The organism is Candidatus Aalborgicola defluviihabitans (assembly GCF_016705985.1).
In the GTDB taxonomy this organism is placed as follows: Bacteria; Pseudomonadota; Gammaproteobacteria; order Burkholderiales; family Burkholderiaceae_C; genus Allorhodoferax; species Allorhodoferax defluviihabitans.
The window spans coordinates 513,817-535,818 of record NZ_JADJKN010000002.1 but is presented as its reverse complement, the minus strand read 5'-3'; the positions used below and the strand labels follow the sequence as shown (position 1 = coordinate 535,818).

Here is a 22,002-nt window from a genome sequence, read left to right as displayed (position 1 = left end):
ATGGCTCGTTTGCAACAACATTTCCGCGAAAAACTGGCGCCCGAGCTGATGGCCAAATTTGGCTACACCTCGCCCATGCAAGTGCCGCGTCTGAGCAAAATCACCCTGAACATGGGTGTGAGCGAAGCCGTTGCCGACAAGAAGGTCATGGATCACGCTGTAAGCGACCTGACCAAGATTGGCGGCCAAAAGCCCGTTGTCACCATGTCGAAGAAGGCCATCGCTGGCTTCAAGATTCGTGAGAACCAGGCTATCGGCTGCATGGTGACCCTGCGCGGCGTGCAGATGTATGAATTCCTGGATCGTTTCGTTACCGTGGCTCTGCCCCGTGTACGTGACTTCCGCGGTATTTCCGGTCGCGCATTTGATGGTCGTGGTAACTACAACATCGGCGTCAAAGAGCAGATCATTTTCCCTGAGATTGAATATGACAAGGTTGACGCCTTGCGCGGCCTCAATATCAGTATCACCACGACGGCCAAGACCGACGAAGAGTGCAAAGCGCTCCTCACCGGCTTCCGTTTCCCGTTCAAGAACTGAGGCGACCTGTGGCTAAAATGGCTTTAATCCAGCGTGAGCTGAAGCGCGATCAGTTGGCTGCTAAGTACGCCAAGAAATACGCGGAATTCAAGGCAATTGCCGGTGACGCCAAGCGCACCGATGAAGAGCGTGCTGCTGCCCGTCTGGGTCTGCAGAAGCTCCCACGCAATGCCAATCCAACCCGTCAACGCAACCGCTGTGCCATCACTGGTCGTCCTCGTGGCACGTTCCAGCACTTTGGCTTGGCGCGTGCCAAGATCCGTGAAATGGCCTTTGCCGGAGAAATCCCCGGCATCGTCAAGGCCAGCTGGTAAGCGACAGGAGAACCAAACATGAGCATGAGTGATCCCATCGCCGACTTGTTGACACGCATTCGCAATGCGCAAATGGTGGCCAAAACTACCGTTTCCGTGCCATCTTCCAAAGTGAAGGTTGCGATTGCCCAAGTGTTGAAAGACGAAGGCTATATCGACAACTTCAAGGTTTCCACAACAGACGGCAAGTCTGAATTGGAAATTGCACTGAAGTATTACGCAGGTCGTCCTGTTATCGAACGCATTGAGCGTGTGAGCCGCCCTGGTCTGCGCGTTTATCGCGGCAGCGATGCCATACCCCAGGTCCAGAACGGCCTCGGTGTTGCCATCGTAACGACCCCCCAGGGCGTCATGACCGACCGCAAGGCTCGCGCTACCGGTGTCGGTGGCGAAGTCCTGTGCTACGTCGCTTAACGCTACATCGAGGAGAAATTAGAAATGTCCCGTGTAGGTAAACTTCCCGTCACTGTGCCCGCTGGTGTGGACGTGTCCATCCAGGGTAGCCAGATCAGCGTCAAAGGTGCAGGCGGTACGCTGCAACTGTCCCTGAACGACTTGGTGACCGTGGCCAACGACGCCGGCAAGCTGAATTTTCAGCCTGCCAATGAATCCCGCGAAGCCAATGCCATGTCCGGCACTATGCGCCAATTGGTGAACAACATGGTGCTTGGTGTGACCAAGGGCTTTGAGAAGAAGCTGAGTTTGGTTGGTGTGGGTTTCAAGGCCCAGGCGACTGGCGCCAAGCTGAATCTGGCTGTGGGTTACTCCCACCCTGTCAACTTTGACATGCCAGCCGGCATCAGCGTGGCTACGCCGACGCCCACCGAAATTTTGATCAAGGGTGCTGACCGCCAACGTGTTGGTCAAATCGCCGCTGAGATCCGTGCTGTTCGTCCTCCCGAGCCTTATAAGGGCAAGGGCATCCGTTATGCGGATGAGAAGATCACGATCAAAGAAACCAAGAAGAAATAAGGAACTGCAACATGTTGACCAAGAAAGAGCAGCGTCTTCGCAGGGCCCGTCAAACCCGTATCCGCATTGCCAATCAGGGCGTTGCGCGTCTGACGGTGAATCGCACCAATTTGCATATCTACGCCAGCGTGATTTCTGGCGACGGCGGCAAGGTGCTGGCTACAGCCTCCACGGTCGAACTCGAAGTTCGCAAGGCCCTGGGTGCGGCGGGCAAGGGTGGCAATGTTGCCGCGGCCCAGGTCATTGGCAAGCGTGTGGCTGAAAAAGCCAAGGCTGCCGGTGTCGAAAAAGTCGCATTTGACCGTGCAGGTTTTGCGTACCACGGCCGCGTCAAAGCGCTGGCTGATGCGGCACGTGAAGCTGGCTTGCAGTTCTAAGCAGATCGGAATACACAATGGCTAAAGTTCAAGCGAAGATGCAGGGTAAGGCTGAAGGGCCTGAAGACGGCCTGCGCGAAAAAATGATTGCGATCAATCGCGTCACCAAAGTGGTTAAAGGCGGCCGTATTCTCGGTTTTGCTGCATTGACCGTGGTGGGTGACGGCGAAGGCCGGGTTGGCATGGGTAAGGGTAAGTCCAAGGAAGTGCCTGCTGCCGTCCAGAAGGCGATGGAGGAAGCCCGTCGCAACATGATCAAAGTGTCGCTCAAAAACGGTTCCATTCACCACCAGGTGAAGGGTCACCATGGTGCTGCTAATGTCATGATGGCACCAGCACCCAAAGGTACCGGCATTATTGCTGGCGGCCCCATGCGCGCTGTTTTTGAAGTGGTTGGCATTACGGACATCGTGGCAAAGAGCCATGGTTCCTCCAACCCTTACAACATGGTTCGTGCCACTTTGGATGCGCTGACAGTTTCGACCACACCTTCGGAAGTTGCTGCCAAGCGCGGCAAGACCGTCGAAGAGATCTTCGTCTGAAAGCGAACTTCAAAATGACTACACAACAAACCGTAAAGATCCAATTGGTGCGTAGCCCGATTGGGACGAAAGAGTCGCACCGCGCTACCGTGCGTGGCTTGGGCTTGCGCAAGATTCGTAGCACCAGTGAACTGGTGGATACACCCGAAGTGCGCGGCATGATTAACAAGATCAGTTATCTGGTCAAGGTGCTTTAAGAGGTTGATGATGGAACTCAATAGCATTAAGCCTGCGGATGGCGCCAAACACGCCAAGCGTCGGGTTGGTCGTGGCATCGGATCCGGTCTGGGTAAGACCGCCGGCCGTGGTCACAAGGGTCAAAAGTCGCGTTCCGGTGGTGGTCCAGCAGTGGGCTTCGAAGGTGGTCAGATGCCCATGCATCGTCGCTTGCCTAAGCGTGGTTTCAAATCGCATCTGTTGCAGTTCAATGCAGAAATCACTTTGACCACCCTGGAAGCACTGGGTCTGGCCGATGTGGATCTGCTGACATTGAAGCAGGAAAAGCTGGTAGGTCAAATGATCAAGGTGGTGAAGGTGATCAACACTGGTGCCTTGACCAAGGCAGTCAAGCTGACCGGTATCGGTGCAACCGCTGGTGCCAAGACTGCTATTGAAGCAGTTGGCGGTAGCGTTGCCTGAGTCAACGAGCTGAAAGAGAAATAAGTGGCAACTTCTGCAGGTCAAATGGCAAAGACGGACAAGTTCGGTGACTTGCGTCGTCGGTTGACGTTTTTGTTGCTCGCGCTGGTAGTGTACCGCGTGGGCGCACACATCCCGGTACCCGGCATTGACCCCAACCAACTGCAGCAGTTGTTCAAAGGCCAGCAGGGTGGCATCCTGAGCTTGTTCAACATGTTCTCCGGTGGTGCGTTGTCACGGTTTACCGTATTCGCACTAGGGATCATGCCGTACATCTCGGCGTCGATCATTATGCAGCTGATGGGGTATGTGCTGCCTACCTTCGAGCAAATGAAGAAGGAAGGCGAAGCGGGACGTCGCAAGATCACACAGTACACCCGTTACGGCACCGTAGGGTTGGCATTGTTTCAGTCATTGGGTATTGCCTTGGCGTTGGAGTCGTCGGCTGGTTTGGTAATTTCTCCAGGGTTCGGTTTTCGTATGACTTCGGTTGTAACGTTGACTGCAGGTACGATGTTTTTGATGTGGCTGGGTGAACAGATCACCGAGCGCGGTTTGGGTAACGGCATCTCGATTCTGATTTTTGGTGGTATTGCAGCCGGATTGCCAAGCGCGATTGGTGGCTTGCTTGAACTGGTGCGAACCGGAGCCATGAATATCATCGTTGCGATGCTGGTGATTGTTCTGGTCGCGCTGGTAACTTATTTTGTGGTGTTTGTTGAGCGTGGCCAGCGCAAGATTTTGGTGAATTACGCCAGGCGCCAGGTCGGGAATAAAGTTTATGGTGGGCAATCATCCCACCTGCCTTTAAAGCTGAACATGGCAGGTGTGATTCCTCCCATCTTCGCCTCCAGCATTATCTTGCTGCCAGCAACGATTGCGAACTGGTTTAGCTCTGGTGATTCGATGCGTTGGTTGAAAGACATCTCCAGCACGTTGAGCCCGGGTCAGCCGATCTATGTGTTGTTGTATGCGAGTGCGATTGTGTTCTTCTGTTTCTTTTACACGGCGTTGGTGTTTAACAGCCGCGAAACAGCAGATAACCTGAAGAAGAGTGGTGCGTTTATTCCAGGAATTCGTCCTGGCGAACAGACCGCAAAATATATTGATAAAATCCTGCTCCGCCTTACGTTGGCTGGCGCGATATACATCACCTTTGTCTGTTTGTTGCCAGAATTTCTAATTCTCAAATACAACGTACCGTTCTATTTTGGTGGCACCTCGTTGCTGATTATCGTGGTGGTAACCATGGATTTCATGGCCCAGGTTCAGAATTATTTGATGTCTCAGCAATACGAATCACTGTTGAAGAAGGCTAATTTCAAATCTTCTTGAGGTGTTGCGGAGTTGAGATGTCAAAAGATGACGTTAGTAACTGTCGAGTTAACGCGCGGTACGACCTGAGTCGTGCGCGAATTGTGTTCAGAGCAAAGTAAATAGCGCATGTTCCGCGCGATTCAAAGTCGGAACGGAGCTAAGTGTTTTAGGAGAGAAATATGAAAGTTTCGGCTTCGGTCAAGAAAATTTGCCGTAACTGCAAAATCATCCGACGCAAGGGCGTTGTGCGCGTGATCTGTACAGATCCACGTCACAAGCAGCGCCAGGGTTAATTGCAAGAGTTTTAGAGGACGAAAATGGCACGTATCGCTGGCATCAATATTCCGCCGCATCAGCATTCCGAAATTGGCCTGACCGCCATCTTTGGTATCGGTCGCACCCGCGCACGCAAAATTTGCGAGGCTTGTGGCATTGCATATTCCAAAAAAGTCAAAGACTTGAACGATGGTGATCTGGAGAAAATCCGGGATCAAATCGCTCAATTCACCATCGAAGGCGATTTGCGTCGCGAGACAACCATGAACATCAAGCGTTTGATGGACATCGGCTGCTATCGCGGTTTCCGCCATCGCCGTGGGTTGCCTATGCGTGGTCAGCGGACTCGCACGAACGCACGTACACGCAAAGGCCCCCGTAAGGCCGCACAGTCTTTGAAGAAATAACAGGGATAAACCATCATGGCAAAAGCTCCCGCCAATAATGCGGCACAACGCGTTCGTAAAAAAGTTCGCAAGAACGTTGCTGATGGAATCGCACACGTGCATGCTTCCTTCAACAACACCATCATCACGATCACCGATCGCCAGGGTAACGCTCTGTCGTGGGCGTCTTCGGGTGGCCAGGGCTTCAAGGGTTCGCGTAAATCGACCCCTTTTGCAGCCCAGGTAGCATCTGAAGTTGCTGGTCGTGCTGCGCTTGACCAAGGCATCAAGAACCTTGATGTTGAAATCAAGGGCCCTGGTCCAGGCCGTGAATCTTCCGTGCGTGCTTTGGCCGCACTGGGCATTCGCATCAACCTGATTGCGGACGTGACTCCGGTTCCTCATAACGGTTGCCGCCCCCAGAAACGCCGCCGTATTTGATTGCTTTGCAATCAGATACCGTCGTATTAATTTTTAACAAGCCCACCGCCACCAGCAGCCGCTGGTGGCTCCCGCGTTTCTGATGCGGTAGATGACATAAAAGGAAGTTCAAGTGGCACGCTATCTAGGCCCCAAGGCCAAACTATCCCGCCGTGAAGGCACTGACCTGTTTCTCAAGAGCGCTCGCCGCGCCATTGGGGATAAGGCCAAATTCGACTCCAAACCCGGTCAACATGGTCGCACTTCCGGTGCCCGTACGTCTGACTACGGTCTCCAACTGCGTGAGAAGCAGAAGGTCAAGCGCATGTACGGCGTGCTGGAGCGTCAGTTCCGGCGCTACTTTGAAGAAGCCGATCGCCGCAAAGGCAATACTGGTGCCAACTTGTTGTTCCTGTTGGAATCCCGCCTGGACAACGTTGTCTACCGCATGGGGTTTGGCTCGACACGCGCGGAAGCCCGTCAAATGGTTTCCCACAAGGCCATTATTGTCAACGGCAGCTCGGTCAATATCCCATCCTACATGGTCAAAACCGGTGATGTGGTTGCCGTGCGGGAAAAGTCCAAGAAGCAAAATCGCGTGGTCGAAGCGCTGCAACTGGCTCAGCAAGTCGGCATGCCTGCCTGGGTTGAAGTGAACCTGGAAAAGGCCGAAGGTACGTTCAAGACCGTGCCTGACCGTGATCAATTTGGCGCCGACATCAATGAGTCGTTGATCGTCGAGTTGTATTCACGCTAATCGCGTTTGAATTTTTGAAATCGTTCCTTGGCTGTGGGGCACTACGGCCAAGGTGCTTCACCAGCCTTACCGATGTAACGAGTCGGGGGTATTGAGAGGAAGTTGCATGCAAAACAGTTTGCTTAAGCCCAAATCCATTAGTGTCGAACAACTCGGGCTCAATCGCGCCAAAGTGGCGCTGGAACCCTTTGAGCGTGGCTATGGCCACACTCTTGGAAACGCCCTGCGCCGCGTATTGTTGTCTTCAATGCCTGGTTTTGCGGCAACTGAAGTGACGATCGCTGGTGTTTTGCACGAGTACTCTTCCATTGATGGCGTTCAGGAAGATGTTGTCAACATTTTGTTGAATCTGAAGGGTGTGGTATTCAAGCTGCACAACCGCGATGAAGTCACGCTGAGCCTGCGTAAGGACGCGGACGGCGTCGTCACCGCTGCCGATATTCAGACGCCACACGATGTGGAAGTCATCAACCCGGAGCATGTCATTGCCAATCTGTCGCATGGCGGCAAGCTGGATATGCAGATCAAGGTTGAAAAAGGCCGCGGCTATGTACCCGGCACCATGCGCCGTCATGCTGATGAGCCCAATAAGTCTATTGGTCGTATCGTTTTGGATGCGTCGTTCTCTCCGGTGAAGCGCGTGAGCTACACGGTTGAGAGCGCCCGTGTTGAGCAGCGTACAGACTTGGACAAGTTGGTGGTCGAAATCGAAACCAACGGAGCCATCACCGCCGAAGATGCCGTGCGGGCCTCCGCCAAGATTTTGGTGGAACAACTAGCGGTGTTTGCCCAACTGGAAGGTAGCGAGCTGGCTGCTTTCAATGCGCCTGCACCACGCGGCAATACGCAATTCGACCCGATCCTGTTGCGTCCCGTGGATGAGTTGGAATTGACCGTTCGCTCCGCCAATTGTCTGAAAGCTGAAAATATCTACTACATCGGTGACCTGATTCAGCGTACCGAAAATGAGCTGCTCAAAACCCCTAACCTGGGTCGAAAGTCGCTCAACGAAATCAAAGAAGTGCTCGCCTCACGTGGCCTGACTTTGGGCATGAAGCTTGAAAGCTGGCCACCAGCAGCACTTGAAAAGCGTTAATTTTTTGAACCCTCAGGGGTTCCGCGCCAACGGCAGTACCTGATACGGCTGCCTGTTTAAAACTCAAAGGAAATCACCATGCGCCACGGACACGGACTACGTAAACTTAATCGCACCACTTCGCACCGACTGGCGATGCTGCGCAACATGATGAACTCTCTCATCGAACATGAAGTCATCAAGACCACCGTACCCAAGGCCAAGGAATTGCGCCGTGTGGTGGAGCCCATGATCACTCTGGCAAAAGAAGCAACCGTTGCCAATCGCCGTTTGGCGTTTGATCGTCTGCGTGACCGCGACAGCGTTACCAAACTGTTCAATGACCTGGGCCCGCGTTTCAAAGCGCGTCCAGGAGGTTACACCCGTATCCTGAAGATGGGCTTCCGTGTTGGTGACAATGCACCCATGGCATTGGTCGAATTGGTCGATCGCCCAGCTGCAACGGATGAAACCACTGACGCAGCAGCCGCAGAATAGAGTATAATCTTGGATTACCGCGCGATGGAGCAGTCTGGTAGCTCGTTGGGCTCATAACCCAAAGGTCGGAGGTTCAAATCCTTCTCGCGCAACCAATCAAATCAACGACTTACGTTGAACAAACGCCCTCTTCAAGAGGGCGTTTTGCATTTTTGACGGGATTTTTGACGAGGTCTGTGCCGTTACAAAAGTTCTGTCAACGCGTTGCGACCATTTCAACAATAGATGGCTTCAACGTAGCAATGTTCAAAGCAGCAGGGAATATGGACTCAGTGACTGCTGTATCAGCCATTGCAGCCGATGGCGGAAATGGCTTGGGTCGCGTATTGCACGAGTGGGGTAGTCCGGCTCAGTTCTTCACCAACTCCACCCGCCGATTCTGTGCGCGGCCAATTGACGTATTGTTGTCGCCCACTTGTTTAGTCGCGCCGAAGCCAAGCGTATTCAAACGTGTAGCCGCCACGCCAGCCGTGACCAGATACGACTTGACTGAGGCAGCACGCTTTTCCGATAGCGTCTGATTGTGTGCGGCCGTCGCAGTGGAATCGGTGTGACCCTCAATGGTGAATTTCCAGTCGGGCTTTTCCTTCGTCAGTTTGACGATGCTATCCAGAGCAGTTTTAGATTCGGGTTTGATCACATCCGAGTCAATGTCAAAGCTAATACCGTAGATTCGCACCCGACCGGTCTCGCCAATGTCTTTCGCCATTTGCGAAGAGGCGGTCTGAACCCCTTTCCAGTGCGGACAACTACCGACGCTGTCGCTGGTTTTTGTTCCGTACCAGAGTTCACCGGGCCCATCGGTCTGACCGTCGTACCACCAGATGCCCAGCACCTCCTTGCCATCGGGCGAAAAGGCGAAGATGGCGGGTCCGCGTCCGGTGGTCTGTGTCCAGGTAAAGCGGGTGACGCGGCCTTCCACGCCGCCGTTTGTCACCAAACCGCCGCCGTGTTCATAGCAACCGAACACTGACGCGCCTTCCTGTTGAAGATGAAAATTGCCGTAATTGGTCGCATAAGTGCCCGACACACTTGCCGCCACCGTTTTGGTTTTTTGCTCGCCAAACGCACGGAAGTCGAAAAGCTCGATGTATTCAGCAGAACCATGGTTGTTCTTGATAGTCAACTTCACCCAGCGCGCTGGCGTGAGTTTGATAACGGAAAATCTCTGCTTATCCTGGCGCGCCTTGAGCGAGACGGTGGCGATGGTCTCGAAGCCAGTAGTGGGGCCCTGGTTTGATACCTGAACCACGATGTCTTTTGCGCTGCGGCTGCCCTCACTGTCTCCGTCCGCGCTGGCATTGTCGAATTCAACGGTCTTGATCACCGATTCTTCGGCCAGTGCAATCAACACTTCCTGCGGCCCGACCGAGCCATTCGGGGTCGCCCAGCCCGTTAGAGCACGTTCATCCAGCAGCCAGAATGCCGACCAGGCTTCGTTGTACTCAGCAGGTTTTTTGAGTATCCATGCGCCATTGGCGTAGGAGGTCACATTGATTTCCGTGAGCGAAGCTACTGCCGGTGCCGGTGCCGGTGGTGCGGCTGCCTGAACGTCGGCTACAAACTGACCCGTGAACAGCATCAAGGCGACAGGCAAGACTTGACGAATCGATAGAAAAAACACTTGGGTACTCCAGGATAGTTTCTAAAACGCCAAAATCAATTCGCAGTCAGACTCAGCGACTGATTGCCTTGCTGCAGCAGCAGTTGAGCATAACTTGTGACGCCTAGTGGCGCAACAACGTTGAAGGAGCAAGCCTATGAAACTTGTTTGACTGCCGTCTCAGAACACTGGCCCTTAGAGGTCTCCCCAATGGTCTCCACAAAAAAACGCAGAAAATGGCACTTTAAACACAGGGGCCCTTGTGAATCAATCCGCACCCCATGCCGAACTTATTGCCGCATTCAGTAGGGCAGAGGCCGATGCCGCTCACAAGTTGGGACTGATCACGGTGGCTGCCAAAAAAGGGCCCAAGGCCATTCAGACGGCCCAAGAAACCGCGGCAAAGGCCGCTAAGCGCAGGGACTCATTTGCAAAAAAGCTAAAGGCCCTGGGCGTGGACGTGCACAAGGCAGACCAGCAACCTTGACGGCACAGCCCTAAGCTGTGCACCCAGCCGGTGCAAGAAAAAACAGGCTCTAGCCCTCGTCGATATTGATCATACCGCTATCTATTTAATAGTTAACAGCGAAAACAGCGCATCCTCCATCACCGCCCCATCAGGCAAATGATCGGCCAAGCCGGCGAACGGCGGCGAGGTGCGCCAGCTTCGCACCGCGTGGCGCGTGTCGTCGCCCAGGTAGCGGGCCGAGAAGACCCGTCTGCGGCTGGCTGGCCCCACGCCGCTGCTGGCGTGCAGGGTGAGCATGTGAAACGCCACGGCATCGCCCGGTTGCATCGCCCAAGCCAGTTGTTCAAACTGCTCGGGGTGCGCGTCAATCTGCGGCAAGTCGGCCAGCGTGCCTTCGGGGAACCACTTGGCTTGCTGGTCGCGAAAGGTGCGCGGCATGTACCAGGTGCCCGCGTGCGATCCGGCCACAAAGCGCAGCGTGCTCTCCAGCGGCACCGGGTCTACCGGAATCCAGAAGCTCACGTTCTGCCGGCCCGCCACGTTGTAGTAGGGCTGGTCCTGGTGCCAGGGCGTCCCTTGCTTGGTGCCGGGCTCTTTGACCAATAAATGGTCGTGGTAGATGCGCACGGTGTCGCTTTGCATCAGCGCTGCGGCCACGCGGGGCAAGGCGCTGTGCTGCATCACGGTGGCGTAATCAGGGTTGTGCTGCCAGATGCAAAAGTCTTCTACAAACTTGCCCGGGTCATCCGGCTGGCTGGCCACCAGCGCCAGCGGGCTCAGGTGGGCCAGGTTGTGCTCTATGCCGCGCGCCAGTGTGGCCACCTCATTGGGAGTGAGCACGCCGCGCAGCACCACGGCGCCCTGGCGCGCATAGTCTTGCACGGTGGCGGGGGGCAAGGTGTAGGGGGTGGTCATGGCTGTGTGCCCTCCGCTGCCGCACCCTGCGCCAGCGCCTGCTGCATGCCGGGGACATAGTCGGTGGTGAGCCACTGCGCTATCACCTCGGGCGTCATGCTCTGGGGGTGGCCCGCCTCCTCGCTGGCGCGGGCTACTTCTTCTGCCCCGGTCAGGGTGCCTACAAACATCTGGAACACGGCCTGCAAGCCGCCCTGCGCCATGGCGGCATCGCCCAGGGTCTTGAGCGCTTCCCAGGCTTGGATTTCGGAGGTGGTGCTGTTGGAGAGATAAGGCGTAGAGGGCATAGTGGGATTGGGTGTAACTGCTATGAGAAGAAGTCTACTGCGGCTGGGCAATGTACACCTGACGCAGGCCGCCTGATACTAGCCACCAGCGTGCGCGACGAGCTGCCGCCCGTGCCCGGCCTGGCCGAGCGCTGGGGCAGTCCCACCCACTACTTGAACGCTGCCTACTCGCCGACAGAGGAAGAGCTGGCCAGCATCGCCCGCAGCGGCACGCAGATAGATGCGGCGTTGATTGCACGCATAGGCGGCGTGGCCGATGTGGTGCTGCAAGACGGCCGCACCCTCCGCATGAACGGCCTGTTTACCCAGCCCAACACTTTGCTAGCCAGCCCCATTGCCGAGCAACTGGGCTGCGCGCTGGAAGACGGCCCCATGGGCCGGTTCATCCAAGTAGACGAAGGCAAGGCGACCAGCGTGCCGAATGTGTTTGCGTGTGGGGATGCGGCGCGGGCGGCGGGGAATGTGACGCTAGCCGTGGCGGATGGGGCGATGGCGGGGTTTGGGGCGCATCGGGGCTCTATCTTTTGAGGGGAGGCTCCCTACAGCTAAAACGGATATGAAATTCGAGAATGTGTCACGAGTCTCCGTAGCCATATTTCGATGACTCTGGATGCATGACCCGCTCAATCCCAGACTCAATCACACCGCGTTGTAGAGCCTTGAAGATTAGTTGAAAGCTTGGGACCTCCAACAAGCGTTTTCCATAGATACGTTTTCTACGGTACTTCCCGACTAGCAAGTCTCGCTCCACTGTGAATGGAAAAGAATGCCGCCGATCAAAACCATGTGAGAGCAAATACTTAGAGCGTGCCTGGACGCAGCGATCAATTGCTGAAACCAACCAGCCATCCAAAGCACGTAGTTGAGGGACGTCATTTAGAAGAGGATAGAAACTCATGACGCCTTTGAAGTGAAGTGACTTTCGCTCTCCCTTAATGTATGCAACCAAATCCCGATGTAAGAGCCCTCCATAGAGGTAACGGCGAATCTGCAGCATTGCAGTCAAAAGCGCCTTGTCTCGATCATTGGCGGGAATAATTAGACCCTTCAAGGGTTTACTCTTTAGCGGCCGCACTAGATTGGGGATACAGCAAATAGGGAAACTTGCTTGATACGTTCAACAGTCCGATCTCGAACTGACACTGGATCAACCCAATTGCGTATCCCAAAAAGTTAAATGAAGGCTTTGACGATTTCCAGCCAGACCATCTTTAGCCAAAGGCTAATTCCATCTGATTTCTTGAGATTGATCGGCACTTTTGCCTCTCGAGAAAAAGCGTCAACAATATTGAATGACTCACAGATAGCGGAATAGTCTGGGCTCCAGATAACTGTGTCATCGGCATATCTCGCAAACTTCAAACCCACCTTCTCAAGCGATTTGTCCAGTTTCCAGCACACCATGTTCGCAAGAAACAACGATAGTGAGGTGCCTTGCGGAATTCCTCGATCGCGACCTTTCAAGAACGCCTTGATAACTTCCTCGTCTTCAACGCTTACCAAAAATCCATTCTCGTGAAACTGCGCAAATAGGAATGCATGATCAATAGAACCAAAGAAATCGAGAAGTCAAATTCCGCTATGAAGATTCGTGCGTTCTGCGCGAGGTCTACTGCAATATCTTGTATTGCAAAGTGCTCAGTGCGATCATTTCGATATGCATATGAAAAGGAACTGAACCTATGCCGGTTCTTCGCCAGTAGTCGGGAATAGAAGTATGTAGAAACCGCTGCGTCGGGTATCTGAAACACAGTAAGTTCGCGCTCGCCGCCACCAGGCTTTGGTATTTTTTCCGGTGAGGATCATTGGGCATATGAGTGCGAATTGATCTTTCGCGAGATCGACTTTGCAATTGCTGCCGCGTTCCTGCGAACATAAAACGGATTGAACTTCTGATCGAGCTCCCAATACTCGGGGACTTTGACAACCTTTGCTGGCGCACCCGCGATACGTTCGCAACTCCGCAACCAATCAAGATGCAGGTGATTGTGATACGAGTGGTGACGTCCGATCAACTTGTAACACCCACTCAAGATTCGGTCTTTCAGTTCTAGCTCGAGACTCATTAGTAGCCCTTAGAAAACAGAAAGCCCGAGACAAGTCTCGGGCTGACCACGGAACGAACCTAGTAAAAGTAAGTTGCCATTTGGTTGGCGCGGCTGTGACACCACGCCCCCGATGTCGCAGTCAAAGCTGCAAAGAGAGGCGTTCCGTTCTGCCTCTAAGGCAGTGGCTTGAGCATAGCGCAGAAAAATCAAGCTCTTCCAACTTAGTAAAATTTTGTAGCTTTCACGCCAACCGTATACAACCTGCCGGGGGAGGCCCCGAGTAGCTGTGCCACCGTCATCGCCAACAGCAACCGCGTTACGATACAAGTATCACTGGGTAGCAGTCCTCCGACAACTGAAGGCCCGGCTAGGCTCATACCTATTCGCTACTCATCATTTCCTGTCAAAACCCACCAGCATCCCATGTCCATCACCTGCTTCATCCGCTACGAAATCGACCCGTTCCAAAAATCCCAGTTCACCACCTACGCAGAGAACTGGGCCGCATCATCCTCCGCCTGGGCGGGCATTTGCTGGCTACTTTGTGCCGCACGAGGGCAGCAGCTACGAGGCCTGGGGAGGAGGGGAAAGAGGAGCGCAGCTTCCCCCAGCCGGTTCCCGCCAGCTACCTGCAGGCGCCCACGGCTATATTGCTGCGGCATGACCTCCGCCCCTACCCACCCCACGTATGAGCCCAGGCTGGCCAGCGTGGCCGCCGTGATTGCGGACGCCACGCGGACGAGCGCGCGCTGGAGATAACTCCGCTGGGGCGAAAGCACATGGCGGAAATACTGCATTCAGTCAACGGGCTATGAGTCAAATAAGCCTCCAGCCCTCGTAGAATATGCGCAAGCAGCTTCTTATTTGATAGCACACCAGCGCCAGCGCAAAGCCGATGACACAATGGCGCACTGCCTGCCTTCTCTTCACCACCCATGCCTGCGCCTTCCTCTTCGGCCGAGTTTTCCCTCAAGCGTATCGCCGTTCCCGCGTTCGGCCCGTCCTTGCTGTTCGGGGTGGGTGAAGGTGCCATCCTGCCGATCATTCCCCTGATGGCGCGTGACCTGGGCGCGTCCGTTCCGGTGGCCGCGCTGGTCATCGCACTGATCGGCATCGGCTCGTTGCTCAACAACATTCCCGCTTCGGTGATAACGGCGCGCTGGGGGGAGCGCCAGGCCATCGTGGCTGCGGGGCTGTGGAGTGCCATCGGCATGGCACTGTGTGTGCTGACCTCGCATTTGGGCCTGTTCGCCACGGGCTGCCTGATGGTGGGCATGTCGCAGGCGGTTTACAACCTGGCGCGCCAAAGCTACATGACCGAGGCAGTGCCGTTCTTGCACCGCGCGCGAGCGCTGTCGACGCTGGGTGGGGTGATGCGTATCGGCATGTTTATCGGCCCCTTCCTCGGGGCGGCAGCAGTTCATTGGTTCGGGCTGTCGGCGGCCTTCGGGGTTGGCATCGCCGGGGTACTTGCCGCTGCGGCCGTCGGCGCGCGTTTGCCGGATCTGGAGTTACCCCCCATCGTGCCTGGGCAGCAGCCGCCTGCGGCCGCCACCATCGCCTCGACCTTGCGCCACCACAAGCGCGTGTTTCTGACGCTCGGTGTGGGTGTGTTGCTGGTCAGTGCCGTGCGGGCGTCGCGTCAGGTTGTGATCCCGCTGTGGGCGGACCACATTGGGCTGGCACCGGCTGTGGCATCGCTGCTGTATGGTCTGGCGGGTGGGATCGACATGCTGGTGTTCTACCCGGCTGGCAAGGTGATGGACCACAAGGGCCGGCAATGGGTGGCCGTGCCATCGATGCTCATCATGGGTCTGGCGATGTTGTTGATGCCGCTCACCACGGGCTTTACCACATTGCTGCTGGCCTCTCTGGCCATTGGCTTTGGCAACGGTATTGGATCGGGGCTGATCATGACACTGGGCGCCGACCATTCGCCCCGGCATGGGCGTGCGCACTTCCTCGGCGTGTGGCGCTTGATGTCGGACATCGGTGGGTCGTGCGGGCCTGCGCTGCTGTCGTTGCTGGCGGCCAGCCTGTCGCTGGGCGCAGGCATCGCTGCCACCGGGCTCATTGCCTTCGCGGCGGCGGGGGCGCTGGCGTATTGGATTCCCCCACACCGCAAGCCCCCATGAAGTATGCGCAGGCAGCTTCTGTTTTGATAGCAAATACGGGGCACTGTGGATGGCACCCGTTCATAGCTTCACGCCGGGAATTCGTTGAACTTGCGCATGATCTTGTCGAAAACGCCTCTGGGCAAGTAACGGCGCAACATGCTGACTTGGCTGGACTGCTTGCCCGCTGGGTAGCGCAAGTTCGGCTTAGTGGCCGTTGCGGCTCGGACCACGGTGTCGGCGACGACTTGCGGGTCATCCCCGGCTTCTACCCACTTGCGCATCAGGCCTTCGCTGCGCGCGCGGCCGTCTGCATAGGTCGCCATGGGGCTATCAGCGCGCGTCAGGTTTTCTTCAAAGGCGGTGCGTGTCACGCCGGGTTGCACCAACACCACGCGAATGCCAGAACCGCGCACTTCATGGTCGAGCGATTCGGTGTAGCCCTCGATCGCGTGTTTGGTGGACGCATAAAAGGCGTTGAACGGCGAAGGGATCAGGCCCAGGATGGAGCTCATATTGATGATGCGGCCGCCCTTCTGGGCACGCATGATGGGCAGCACCGCGTTGACGACACGCGCCACGCCAAACACGTTCACGTCAAACAGGCGCTGCACCTGGCTGATGGACGACTCCTCGGCACCGCCAAGCAGGCCGACGCCTGCATTGTTGACAACCAGGTCGATGCGGCCCGCCTGCCTGACGACTTCATCCACCAGGCTTTTCACCGACGCCTCGTCCGTCACGTCGCAGACCAGCATGGTGATGCCGGCAGGGCTAGGAACCACCTTGCGGCTGGTGCCAAAGACGCGGTAGCCCGCCTGGGCCAATGCCTGCGCGGTCACGAGACCAATGCCCGACGATGCACCTGTTACGAGTGCGATACCTTTACGTGCGGCGTTCATGTCATTTCCTAAAGTGTTGGCTTTGATTTCGTTAGGCTTGCGGCAGGTAGGACGGGCGCGGGGCCGTCAGCCCTTGCCGGACCTGCTCGGTCAGCGTATCGGCCAGCACTTCATCCGCACCCGCCTCCAGAGCGTCCAGCGCGCGCTGCACGATATCTTCCGCGCTGGTCTTGGGGACTTCAAAGCCACGGGTCAGGTCGGTGTCCACATAGGCCATGTGCAAGCCCAGCACCTGGGTTTTTTGCGCGACCAGCTCGTGGCGCAGTGCATTGGTGAGCGACCACGCGGCCGACTTGCTGGCCGAATAGGCCGCCAGCTCGCCACCGTTGACCCACGACGCAACAGACAACACATTGAGCAGCGCTCCACCACCGTTGGCTTTGAGCACCGGCGCAAAGGCTTTGCTCATGTTCAGCACGCCGAAGAAGTTGGTCTCAAAGATGCGGCGCGACACGGCGTCGCTATCGGGCGCGAGAAAGCCGCCGGGCTGGGCAATGCCGGCGTTGTTGATGACCAGTGTCACGTCGCCGGCTTGCTGGACCGCAGCAGCGATCTCGTCGGGCTTGGTCACGTCCAACTGCAAGGCCTGCACGCCGGGTAGCGTCACCGATGCTGTATTGCGCGTAGCGGCGTAGACCTTGCGGGCGCCACGGGCGAGCAATGCGCGGGCAAACGCCAAGCCGATGCCGCGATTGGCACCGGTCACGAGGACGACAGAATTTTCGATTTTCATGGGTAGCTCCTAGGGTAAAAATAGGTTGGGATGATGGTTGTCATATGAATGGACGTGGCAAAACCCTGGGCCTTGGTAGGGCCCAGTGTTTAGCGAATTTGCACGACGACTTTGCCTTTGGCGCGTCCTTGGGCCAGGTATTCCAGCGCTTCTTTGGCCTGCTCAAAAGGAAACACTTTGTCGATCACGGGCTTAAGCTGCTCTGCCTTGAGCAGGTCTCCGATTTGCTGGAGTTGCGCCCCATCAGACCGTACAAACAGAAAGGAATAGGAGGCATCGCGGCGCTTGGCCATGCGCATGATCTTGCGGCTCATCAAGCTGAAGACGAACTGGAGCACAAAGTTGAGTTTGCGCGCGCGGGCAAACGCGGCATCCAGCGGTCCGATGAGCGAAACAATTTTGCCGCCCGGCTTGAGGATGGCTAAGCTTTTCTCCAACTCATCTCCCTTGAGCGTGCCCAGCACCATGTCGTAGCCGCGCAGCACTTTCTCAAAAGCTTGCTTCTTGTAGTCCACCACCTCGTCTGCGCCCAGGCGACTCACCAGCGCAACATTGCCCGTGCTGGTGGTGGTGCCCACTTTGGCACCGAAGTGCTTGGCCAACTGGATGGCAAACGTGCCGATGCCGCCGGAGCCCGCCGGGATAAACACCTTCTGCCCACGCTTGACCTGGGCACGCTCTTTGAGCGCCTGCCACGCGGTCAACCCAACCATGGGCACCGAGGCAGCTTGCACAAAATCCAGATTGGCCGGCTTGGGCGCGGCAGCATGTTCAGGTACCACCGCAAATTCGGCCAGTGAGCCGGTACCCAGATCAAACAGGCTGGCAAAGACAGCATCACCGGGCTTGAAACGCGTGACGCGGTTGCCGACCTCTTTGACCACGCCCGCCAGGTCACTGCCCATGGTGGCGGGCAGTTGCAGTTTCAGCACCGGTTTGAACACACCGGTGGTGATCATGTTGTCGATGGGGTTGAGGCCCACCGCATGCACTTCAACCAGCATTTCGTCGGGCTGCAACGTGGGGCGGGGCAGGTCGGCAAAGTCGATGTCGGGTGACTTGCCATAGCGTTTAAAGGTCAGGGCTTTCATGGTGGTTCTCGATTCAAATGTGGTCCGTGGCGTAGTCGAAGTTGAGGTGTTGATCGGGTCTGTATTTGGCATGATGATCGTCATATTTATGAGCCAAAAAATGCACCATGCATGGCGATCAAACTTTTGGGGAAGTCAGTTGGTTTAGCGTGGCCGCACACAGTGCATCGGACAACGCGGCGTCGTTCACCGCACGTGCCAGCGTCAACGTGCCCACCATCGTCGCCACGGTTACCAGCGCGCGTTCGTGCGCGCTGGGTTGGCCCCAGTCCGGCATTTGGCGGGCGATGAGGTCGATCATCTCTTTGATGCGCCGCGTGGCCGCACTGCGCACTTCGGGCGATTGGCGGGGCATTTCAGAACCTAGGGCCGAGATGGGGCAGCCTGTTTCGATGGCCGCTAGATGCTCTTTGGAGAGATAAACCTGCACCAACGCCTGCAAAGCTTGCTCCGGCGGCACGGTGGCGGTGATGTTGGCGGCCAATGCATTCGCGTCCGCACCCGCGCGGTCAGCGGCCTCGGCCAGCATGGCTTCGCGGGATTCAAAGTGAGCATAAAAAGCACCATGCGTCAGGCCGGCCTCTTTCATGATGTCGGCAACACCGGTTCCGTTGTACCCACTGCGCCGGATCGCGCGCGCAGCAGCATCCACGATGCGCTCGTGCGAGGCTTCTTTGGTGGCGGTACGGATATTGGCGGATGTTTTTCGCATGACGTGTATCATACTAAATTAAATCCGATCGCGCAAATGCCCATGAAAGAAGCTCCAAGCGCGGTACCTGGGGCTTGCTGGCGTTGGTTAACAACTTACGAAAGAAAAAGCACCAGTAGCCCTCGTGGAATATGCGTGAGAAGCTTCTCTTTTGATAGCAGCCTGCCCTATCTACAACACGCGTCAGGGTGCCGCCAATGTGGCGCAGTCGATGACGAATCGGTACTTCACATCACCCTTGAGCATGCGCTCGTACGCTTCATTGACCTCGTCGGCCCGGATCATCTCAATATCGGACACGATGCCGTGCTCGGCACAAAAATCCAGCATCTCCTGCGTTTCAGGAATACCGCCAATCATCGAACCCGCCAGGCTGCGGCGTTTCATGATCAGGTTGAACACGTTGGGCGATGGGTGCGGCGTGGCCGGTGCACCGACCAGCGTCATCGTGCCGTCGCGCTTGAGCAAGGCCAGAAACGCATCCAGATCATGCGGTGCCGCGACCGTGTTGAGAATGAAGTCAAAGCTCTTGGTGTGCGCGGACATTTCATCGGCATTGCGCGAGACAACGACCTCATCCGCACCCAGGGCGATGGCGGCTGCGCGCTTGGATTCCGACGTGGTGAACGCCACCACGTGGGCGCCCATTGCGTGCGCCAGCTTGATGCCCATGTGGCCCAGGCCACCGATGCCAACCACGCCTACTTTATGGCCGGGCCCCACCTTCCAATGCCGCAGTGGCGAGTACGTGGTGATGCCCGCGCACAGCAAGGGCGCGACGGCAGCCAGCTGGGCTTCTGGATGGCGAATGTGCAGCACATAGCGCTCGTGCACCACGATTTGTTGCGAGTAGCCGCCCAGCGTGTGGCCGGGCGCGTCAGGTGTGGGGCCGTTGTAGGTGCCGACCATATGGTCGCAGTAGTTTTCCAAACCATCGTCGCAATCGGCGCAGTGCTTGCAGCTGTCAACGATGCAGCCAACGCCCACCAGATCGCCGACTTTGACACCCGACACGTGGGCACCCAGGGCCGACACGCGCCCCACAATTTCATGCCCTGGAACGCAGGGGTAGCGCGTGCCCGCCCACTCTGCGCGTACTTGGTGGAGGTCGGAATGGCAGACACCGCAGTAGGCAATGTCGATTTGCACGTCATGCGCGCCCGGCGCACGCCGGGTGATGTCCATGGATTCGAGGGGGCTGTCACTTGCGTGGGCGCCGAAGGCTTTGATGTTCATGGGGTGTACTCCTGTATCAATTGAGAAAACTAATCTTTGGAAAAAATGACGCGCACGCCGCGCTGACCCAAAGCCTGCTCCAAACCTGTGGGGTCGTCCACGCGGCCAAGACGGGTGTACGAATAGGACGAGTCAAACGTCATATAAAAAAGCACCAAGGTTCTGGCACCGTACAGCATGAGGTCTCCATTGCGGATCGTACCCGGACGGCTGGGGTTCTGAGGCAGCGCGGTCGGTAGGTCGAACATCTTTTCGTTGCCGTTGAGTTCCTCCATGTCCAGCGTCATCGGCAACTGCGCAGCGAACGCACGGGCAGCAGGGTTGTCCGCCAGGCTGATGGCGAATCGGCGTTCGGCAATGCTTATCCACATGGTTGATTCCTTGGTATTCGGGTTCGCCGGTTGGGCAGCTTGGGAGCCGCCAAGCACCAATATGCCGAGCATAAGGCCCATGGCATGGGCGCAGAATTTTCGGGTATTGAGTTTGTAGATAGGAGTAGCCGTCATATGGATATTTCCTTGCTGTCCACGTGGCTCAGGCCGCCGCAATGCGCTGCGAGCGCGTAGTCAAAAAGCTGAGAAACGCAGCAAGAAGCAAGATAGATGCGCTCGCGAAAAACGTACTGCGGTATCCGCTGGTGTCAAACAACAAGCCCCCCATAGTAGAGCCCAACGCAATGGCGAGCTGAACCACCGCCACCATCAGCCCACCACCGGCCTCTGCATCAGCGGGCAGCGTTTTAGCCAGCCACGACCACCAGCCCACCGGCGCGGCGGTGGCAACCAGTCCCCACACGCCCAGCAGAATGGCAACTGCGGCCAAGTCGTCGCCAAAGAAAGTGAGCGCCAGCGCAATCACGGCCATCAAGATCGGAATGCCGACCATGGTGCGGCTAAAGTTCCACTTTAGAAACGTGCCAATGGCCGAGGTGCCCATGAACCCTGCGACACCAACGGTCAGCAGAACGAGCGACAGCGTCGATACGTCCACGTGGGTTACCGTTTCAAGAAATGGACGCAGATAAGTGAACAGCGCAAACTGCCCCATGAAGAATGCACTCACCGCCAGCATGCCCATAAGGACCGCTGGGTTTTTGAGCAGCTTGAGCGCGTTGCCGGAGCTTGCCGGGCGAGGCTGCGCCGGCATGGACGGTAGGCTGACCCACTGCCAGACGAAAGCAATGGCCGCCACCGGCAACAAGCAAAAGAACGCACCACGCCAACCGATGATGGAACCCAGGTAGCTACCCAACGGAGCGGCAATCACGGTTGCCAGCGCGTTGCCACCGTTGAAAACGGCCAGGGCTCGGGGTAGCTGTTGGGGCGGCACAAGGCGCATGGCCGTGGCTGCCGACAAAGACCAAAATCCGCCCACCACCACACCGATCAGCGCGCGCCCAGCCATGTACGTCAGATAGTTGGGGGCCAGCGCGACCACGACACCAGACACGGCCATCAACGCCGTCAAGCCCAATAACAAAAGCTTGCGGTTCATGCTGCCGGCGATACGTGAGATCGACAGACTGGTCAGCACTGCGAATGCGCCGGATATGGCGATGCCCTGCCCGGCGAGGCCTTCGCTGACCCCCAAATCGTTGGCCATAGGCGTCAGCAGGCTCACCGGCATGAACTCCGAGGCAATCAACGCGAAGACACACAGCGTCATCGCGAAGACGCCGCCCCATAGCGCCGCTGGTGCCTCGGCTGCGCCTTGCTTGGCGGCGTTGTTGAAGGAGGTGTTTGTTGTGGATGCCGTCATGCAATACGCGTTTGGAATGGA

At 56.7% G+C, this 22,002-nt stretch carries 30 protein-coding genes, 1 tRNA gene and 1 pseudogene; 20 read left to right on the top strand and 12 right to left on the bottom strand.

The window, feature by feature from the left end; genetic code table 11:
- From rplE to IPI80_RS02880, 16 genes are all read left to right on the top strand, one after another.
- Complete coding sequence (gene rplE / locus IPI80_RS02955; RefSeq protein WP_413856986.1) at nt 1-540, top strand: 50S ribosomal protein L5; 540 nt, start codon at nt 1-3, stop codon at nt 538-540.
- 8 nt (nt 541-548) lie between these two features.
- Entirely contained in the window at nt 549-854 is a 306-nt protein-coding gene (rpsN, locus tag IPI80_RS02950) for a 30S ribosomal protein S14 (protein ID WP_413856984.1), read from the top strand.
- 18 nt (nt 855-872) lie between these two features.
- Nucleotides 873-1,268: a 30S ribosomal protein S8 gene (gene rpsH / locus IPI80_RS02945; RefSeq protein ID WP_413856982.1), complete on the top strand. Its 396-nt coding sequence runs from the start codon at nt 873-875 to the stop codon at nt 1,266-1,268.
- Nucleotides 1,269-1,292: 24 nt separating this feature from the next.
- Nucleotides 1,293-1,826 (top strand): 50S ribosomal protein L6, encoded by a 534-nt coding sequence (gene rplF / locus IPI80_RS02940; RefSeq protein WP_413856980.1) that lies wholly within the window; start codon nt 1,293-1,295, stop codon nt 1,824-1,826.
- A gap of 11 nt (nt 1,827-1,837) precedes the next feature.
- The gene (rplR, locus tag IPI80_RS02935) at nt 1,838-2,203 is read left to right on the top strand and encodes a 50S ribosomal protein L18 (protein WP_413856978.1); all 366 of its coding nucleotides are present in this window, start codon (nt 1,838-1,840) and stop codon (nt 2,201-2,203) included.
- Nucleotides 2,204-2,220: 17 nt separating this feature from the next.
- Entirely contained in the window at nt 2,221-2,745 is a 525-nt protein-coding gene (gene rpsE / locus IPI80_RS02930; RefSeq protein WP_413856976.1) for a 30S ribosomal protein S5, read from the top strand.
- A 14-nt stretch (nt 2,746-2,759) separates the two neighbouring features.
- Nucleotides 2,760-2,942, top strand: a complete 183-nt coding sequence (gene rpmD / locus IPI80_RS02925; RefSeq protein ID WP_413856974.1) for a 50S ribosomal protein L30 — start codon at nt 2,760-2,762, stop codon at nt 2,940-2,942.
- Nucleotides 2,943-2,952: 10 nt separating this feature from the next.
- On the top strand, nt 2,953-3,384 hold the full coding sequence (gene rplO / locus IPI80_RS02920; protein WP_413856972.1) for a 50S ribosomal protein L15: 432 nt from the start codon (nt 2,953-2,955) through the stop codon (nt 3,382-3,384).
- 24 nt (nt 3,385-3,408) lie between these two features.
- A complete protein-coding gene (gene secY / locus IPI80_RS02915) occupies nt 3,409-4,719 on the top strand; it encodes a preprotein translocase subunit SecY (RefSeq protein ID WP_413856970.1) in 1,311 nt (436 codons plus the stop codon).
- A gap of 161 nt (nt 4,720-4,880) precedes the next feature.
- Complete coding sequence (gene rpmJ / locus IPI80_RS02910; RefSeq protein ID WP_012348927.1) at nt 4,881-4,994, top strand: 50S ribosomal protein L36; 114 nt, start codon at nt 4,881-4,883, stop codon at nt 4,992-4,994.
- A gap of 24 nt (nt 4,995-5,018) precedes the next feature.
- A complete protein-coding gene (gene rpsM / locus IPI80_RS02905) occupies nt 5,019-5,384 on the top strand; it encodes a 30S ribosomal protein S13 (protein ID WP_413856967.1) in 366 nt (121 codons plus the stop codon).
- Nucleotides 5,385-5,399: 15 nt separating this feature from the next.
- Nucleotides 5,400-5,804, top strand: coding sequence for a 30S ribosomal protein S11 (gene rpsK, locus IPI80_RS02900; RefSeq protein ID WP_413856965.1), 405 nt, complete (start codon nt 5,400-5,402; stop codon nt 5,802-5,804).
- A gap of 112 nt (nt 5,805-5,916) precedes the next feature.
- A complete protein-coding gene (gene rpsD, locus IPI80_RS02895; protein WP_413856963.1) occupies nt 5,917-6,540 on the top strand; it encodes a 30S ribosomal protein S4 in 624 nt (207 codons plus the stop codon).
- Between the two features lie 106 nt (nt 6,541-6,646).
- Nucleotides 6,647-7,636, top strand: coding sequence for a DNA-directed RNA polymerase subunit alpha (locus tag IPI80_RS02890; protein WP_413856961.1), 990 nt, complete (start codon nt 6,647-6,649; stop codon nt 7,634-7,636).
- A gap of 78 nt (nt 7,637-7,714) precedes the next feature.
- A complete protein-coding gene (gene rplQ / locus IPI80_RS02885; RefSeq protein WP_413856959.1) occupies nt 7,715-8,113 on the top strand; it encodes a 50S ribosomal protein L17 in 399 nt (132 codons plus the stop codon).
- Nucleotides 8,114-8,131: 18 nt separating this feature from the next.
- Nucleotides 8,132-8,208 (top strand) — tRNA-Met (locus IPI80_RS02880).
- Between the two features lie 254 nt (nt 8,209-8,462).
- On the opposite strand, the gene IPI80_RS02875 is transcribed toward IPI80_RS02880, so the two are convergent.
- Nucleotides 8,463-9,737, bottom strand: a complete 1,275-nt coding sequence (locus IPI80_RS02875; protein WP_413856957.1) for an OmpA family protein — start codon at nt 9,735-9,737, stop codon at nt 8,463-8,465.
- 241 nt (nt 9,738-9,978) lie between these two features.
- Between IPI80_RS02875 and IPI80_RS02870 the strand changes: the two genes are divergently transcribed.
- Nucleotides 9,979-10,203, top strand: a complete 225-nt coding sequence (locus IPI80_RS02870; protein ID WP_413856955.1) for a hypothetical protein — start codon at nt 9,979-9,981, stop codon at nt 10,201-10,203.
- A gap of 81 nt (nt 10,204-10,284) precedes the next feature.
- Here IPI80_RS02870 and IPI80_RS02865 read toward each other — a convergent pair whose 3' ends face one another.
- Nucleotides 10,285-11,100 carry a phytanoyl-CoA dioxygenase family protein gene (locus IPI80_RS02865; protein WP_413856953.1) on the bottom strand — a complete coding sequence of 272 codons (816 nt, stop codon included), beginning with the start codon at nt 11,098-11,100 and terminating at the stop codon, nt 10,285-10,287.
- Nucleotides 11,097-11,387 (bottom strand): hypothetical protein, encoded by a 291-nt coding sequence (locus IPI80_RS02860; protein WP_413856951.1) that lies wholly within the window; start codon nt 11,385-11,387, stop codon nt 11,097-11,099. Before IPI80_RS02860 ends, IPI80_RS02865 begins: the two co-directional genes overlap by 4 nt.
- Before the next feature lie 90 nt (nt 11,388-11,477).
- Between IPI80_RS02860 and IPI80_RS02855 the strand changes: the two genes are divergently transcribed.
- Entirely contained in the window at nt 11,478-11,915 is a 438-nt protein-coding gene (locus tag IPI80_RS02855) for an FAD-dependent oxidoreductase (protein ID WP_413856949.1), read from the top strand.
- A gap of 46 nt (nt 11,916-11,961) precedes the next feature.
- On the opposite strand, the gene IPI80_RS02850 is transcribed toward IPI80_RS02855, so the two are convergent.
- The gene (locus tag IPI80_RS02850) at nt 11,962-12,438 is read right to left on the bottom strand and encodes a hypothetical protein (protein ID WP_413856947.1); all 477 of its coding nucleotides are present in this window, start codon (nt 12,436-12,438) and stop codon (nt 11,962-11,964) included.
- A 122-nt stretch (nt 12,439-12,560) separates the two neighbouring features.
- The gene (locus IPI80_RS02845) at nt 12,561-12,890 is read right to left on the bottom strand and encodes a reverse transcriptase domain-containing protein (protein ID WP_413856945.1); all 330 of its coding nucleotides are present in this window, start codon (nt 12,888-12,890) and stop codon (nt 12,561-12,563) included.
- A 968-nt stretch (nt 12,891-13,858) separates the two neighbouring features.
- Between IPI80_RS02845 and IPI80_RS02840 the strand changes: the two are divergent.
- Nucleotides 13,859-14,015, top strand: a pseudogene (locus IPI80_RS02840) (NIPSNAP family protein); the annotation flags it as partial.
- 355 nt (nt 14,016-14,370) lie between these two features.
- Entirely contained in the window at nt 14,371-15,570 is a 1,200-nt protein-coding gene (locus IPI80_RS02835) for an MFS transporter (protein WP_413856943.1), read from the top strand.
- A gap of 68 nt (nt 15,571-15,638) precedes the next feature.
- Here IPI80_RS02835 and IPI80_RS02830 read toward each other — a convergent pair whose 3' ends face one another.
- From IPI80_RS02830 to IPI80_RS02800, 7 genes are all read right to left on the bottom strand, one after another.
- A complete protein-coding gene (locus IPI80_RS02830; RefSeq protein WP_413856941.1) occupies nt 15,639-16,451 on the bottom strand; it encodes an oxidoreductase in 813 nt (270 codons plus the stop codon).
- 31 nt (nt 16,452-16,482) lie between these two features.
- Complete coding sequence (locus IPI80_RS02825) at nt 16,483-17,184, bottom strand: SDR family oxidoreductase (protein WP_413856939.1); 702 nt, start codon at nt 17,182-17,184, stop codon at nt 16,483-16,485.
- Between the two features lie 89 nt (nt 17,185-17,273).
- Complete coding sequence (locus IPI80_RS02820) at nt 17,274-18,275, bottom strand: NADP-dependent oxidoreductase (RefSeq protein ID WP_413856937.1); 1,002 nt, start codon at nt 18,273-18,275, stop codon at nt 17,274-17,276.
- A gap of 118 nt (nt 18,276-18,393) precedes the next feature.
- On the bottom strand, nt 18,394-18,999 hold the full coding sequence (locus IPI80_RS02815) for a TetR/AcrR family transcriptional regulator (RefSeq protein ID WP_413856935.1): 606 nt from the start codon (nt 18,997-18,999) through the stop codon (nt 18,394-18,396).
- A gap of 171 nt (nt 19,000-19,170) precedes the next feature.
- Nucleotides 19,171-20,223: an NAD(P)-dependent alcohol dehydrogenase gene (locus IPI80_RS02810; RefSeq protein WP_413856933.1), complete on the bottom strand. Its 1,053-nt coding sequence runs from the start codon at nt 20,221-20,223 to the stop codon at nt 19,171-19,173.
- A 29-nt stretch (nt 20,224-20,252) separates the two neighbouring features.
- Nucleotides 20,253-20,729, bottom strand: a complete 477-nt coding sequence (locus IPI80_RS02805; protein WP_413856931.1) for a cyclophilin-like fold protein — start codon at nt 20,727-20,729, stop codon at nt 20,253-20,255.
- 28 nt (nt 20,730-20,757) lie between these two features.
- On the bottom strand, nt 20,758-21,981 hold the full coding sequence (locus tag IPI80_RS02800; RefSeq protein WP_413856929.1) for an MFS transporter: 1,224 nt from the start codon (nt 21,979-21,981) through the stop codon (nt 20,758-20,760).
- Nucleotides 21,982-22,002 lie beyond the last annotated feature (21 nt).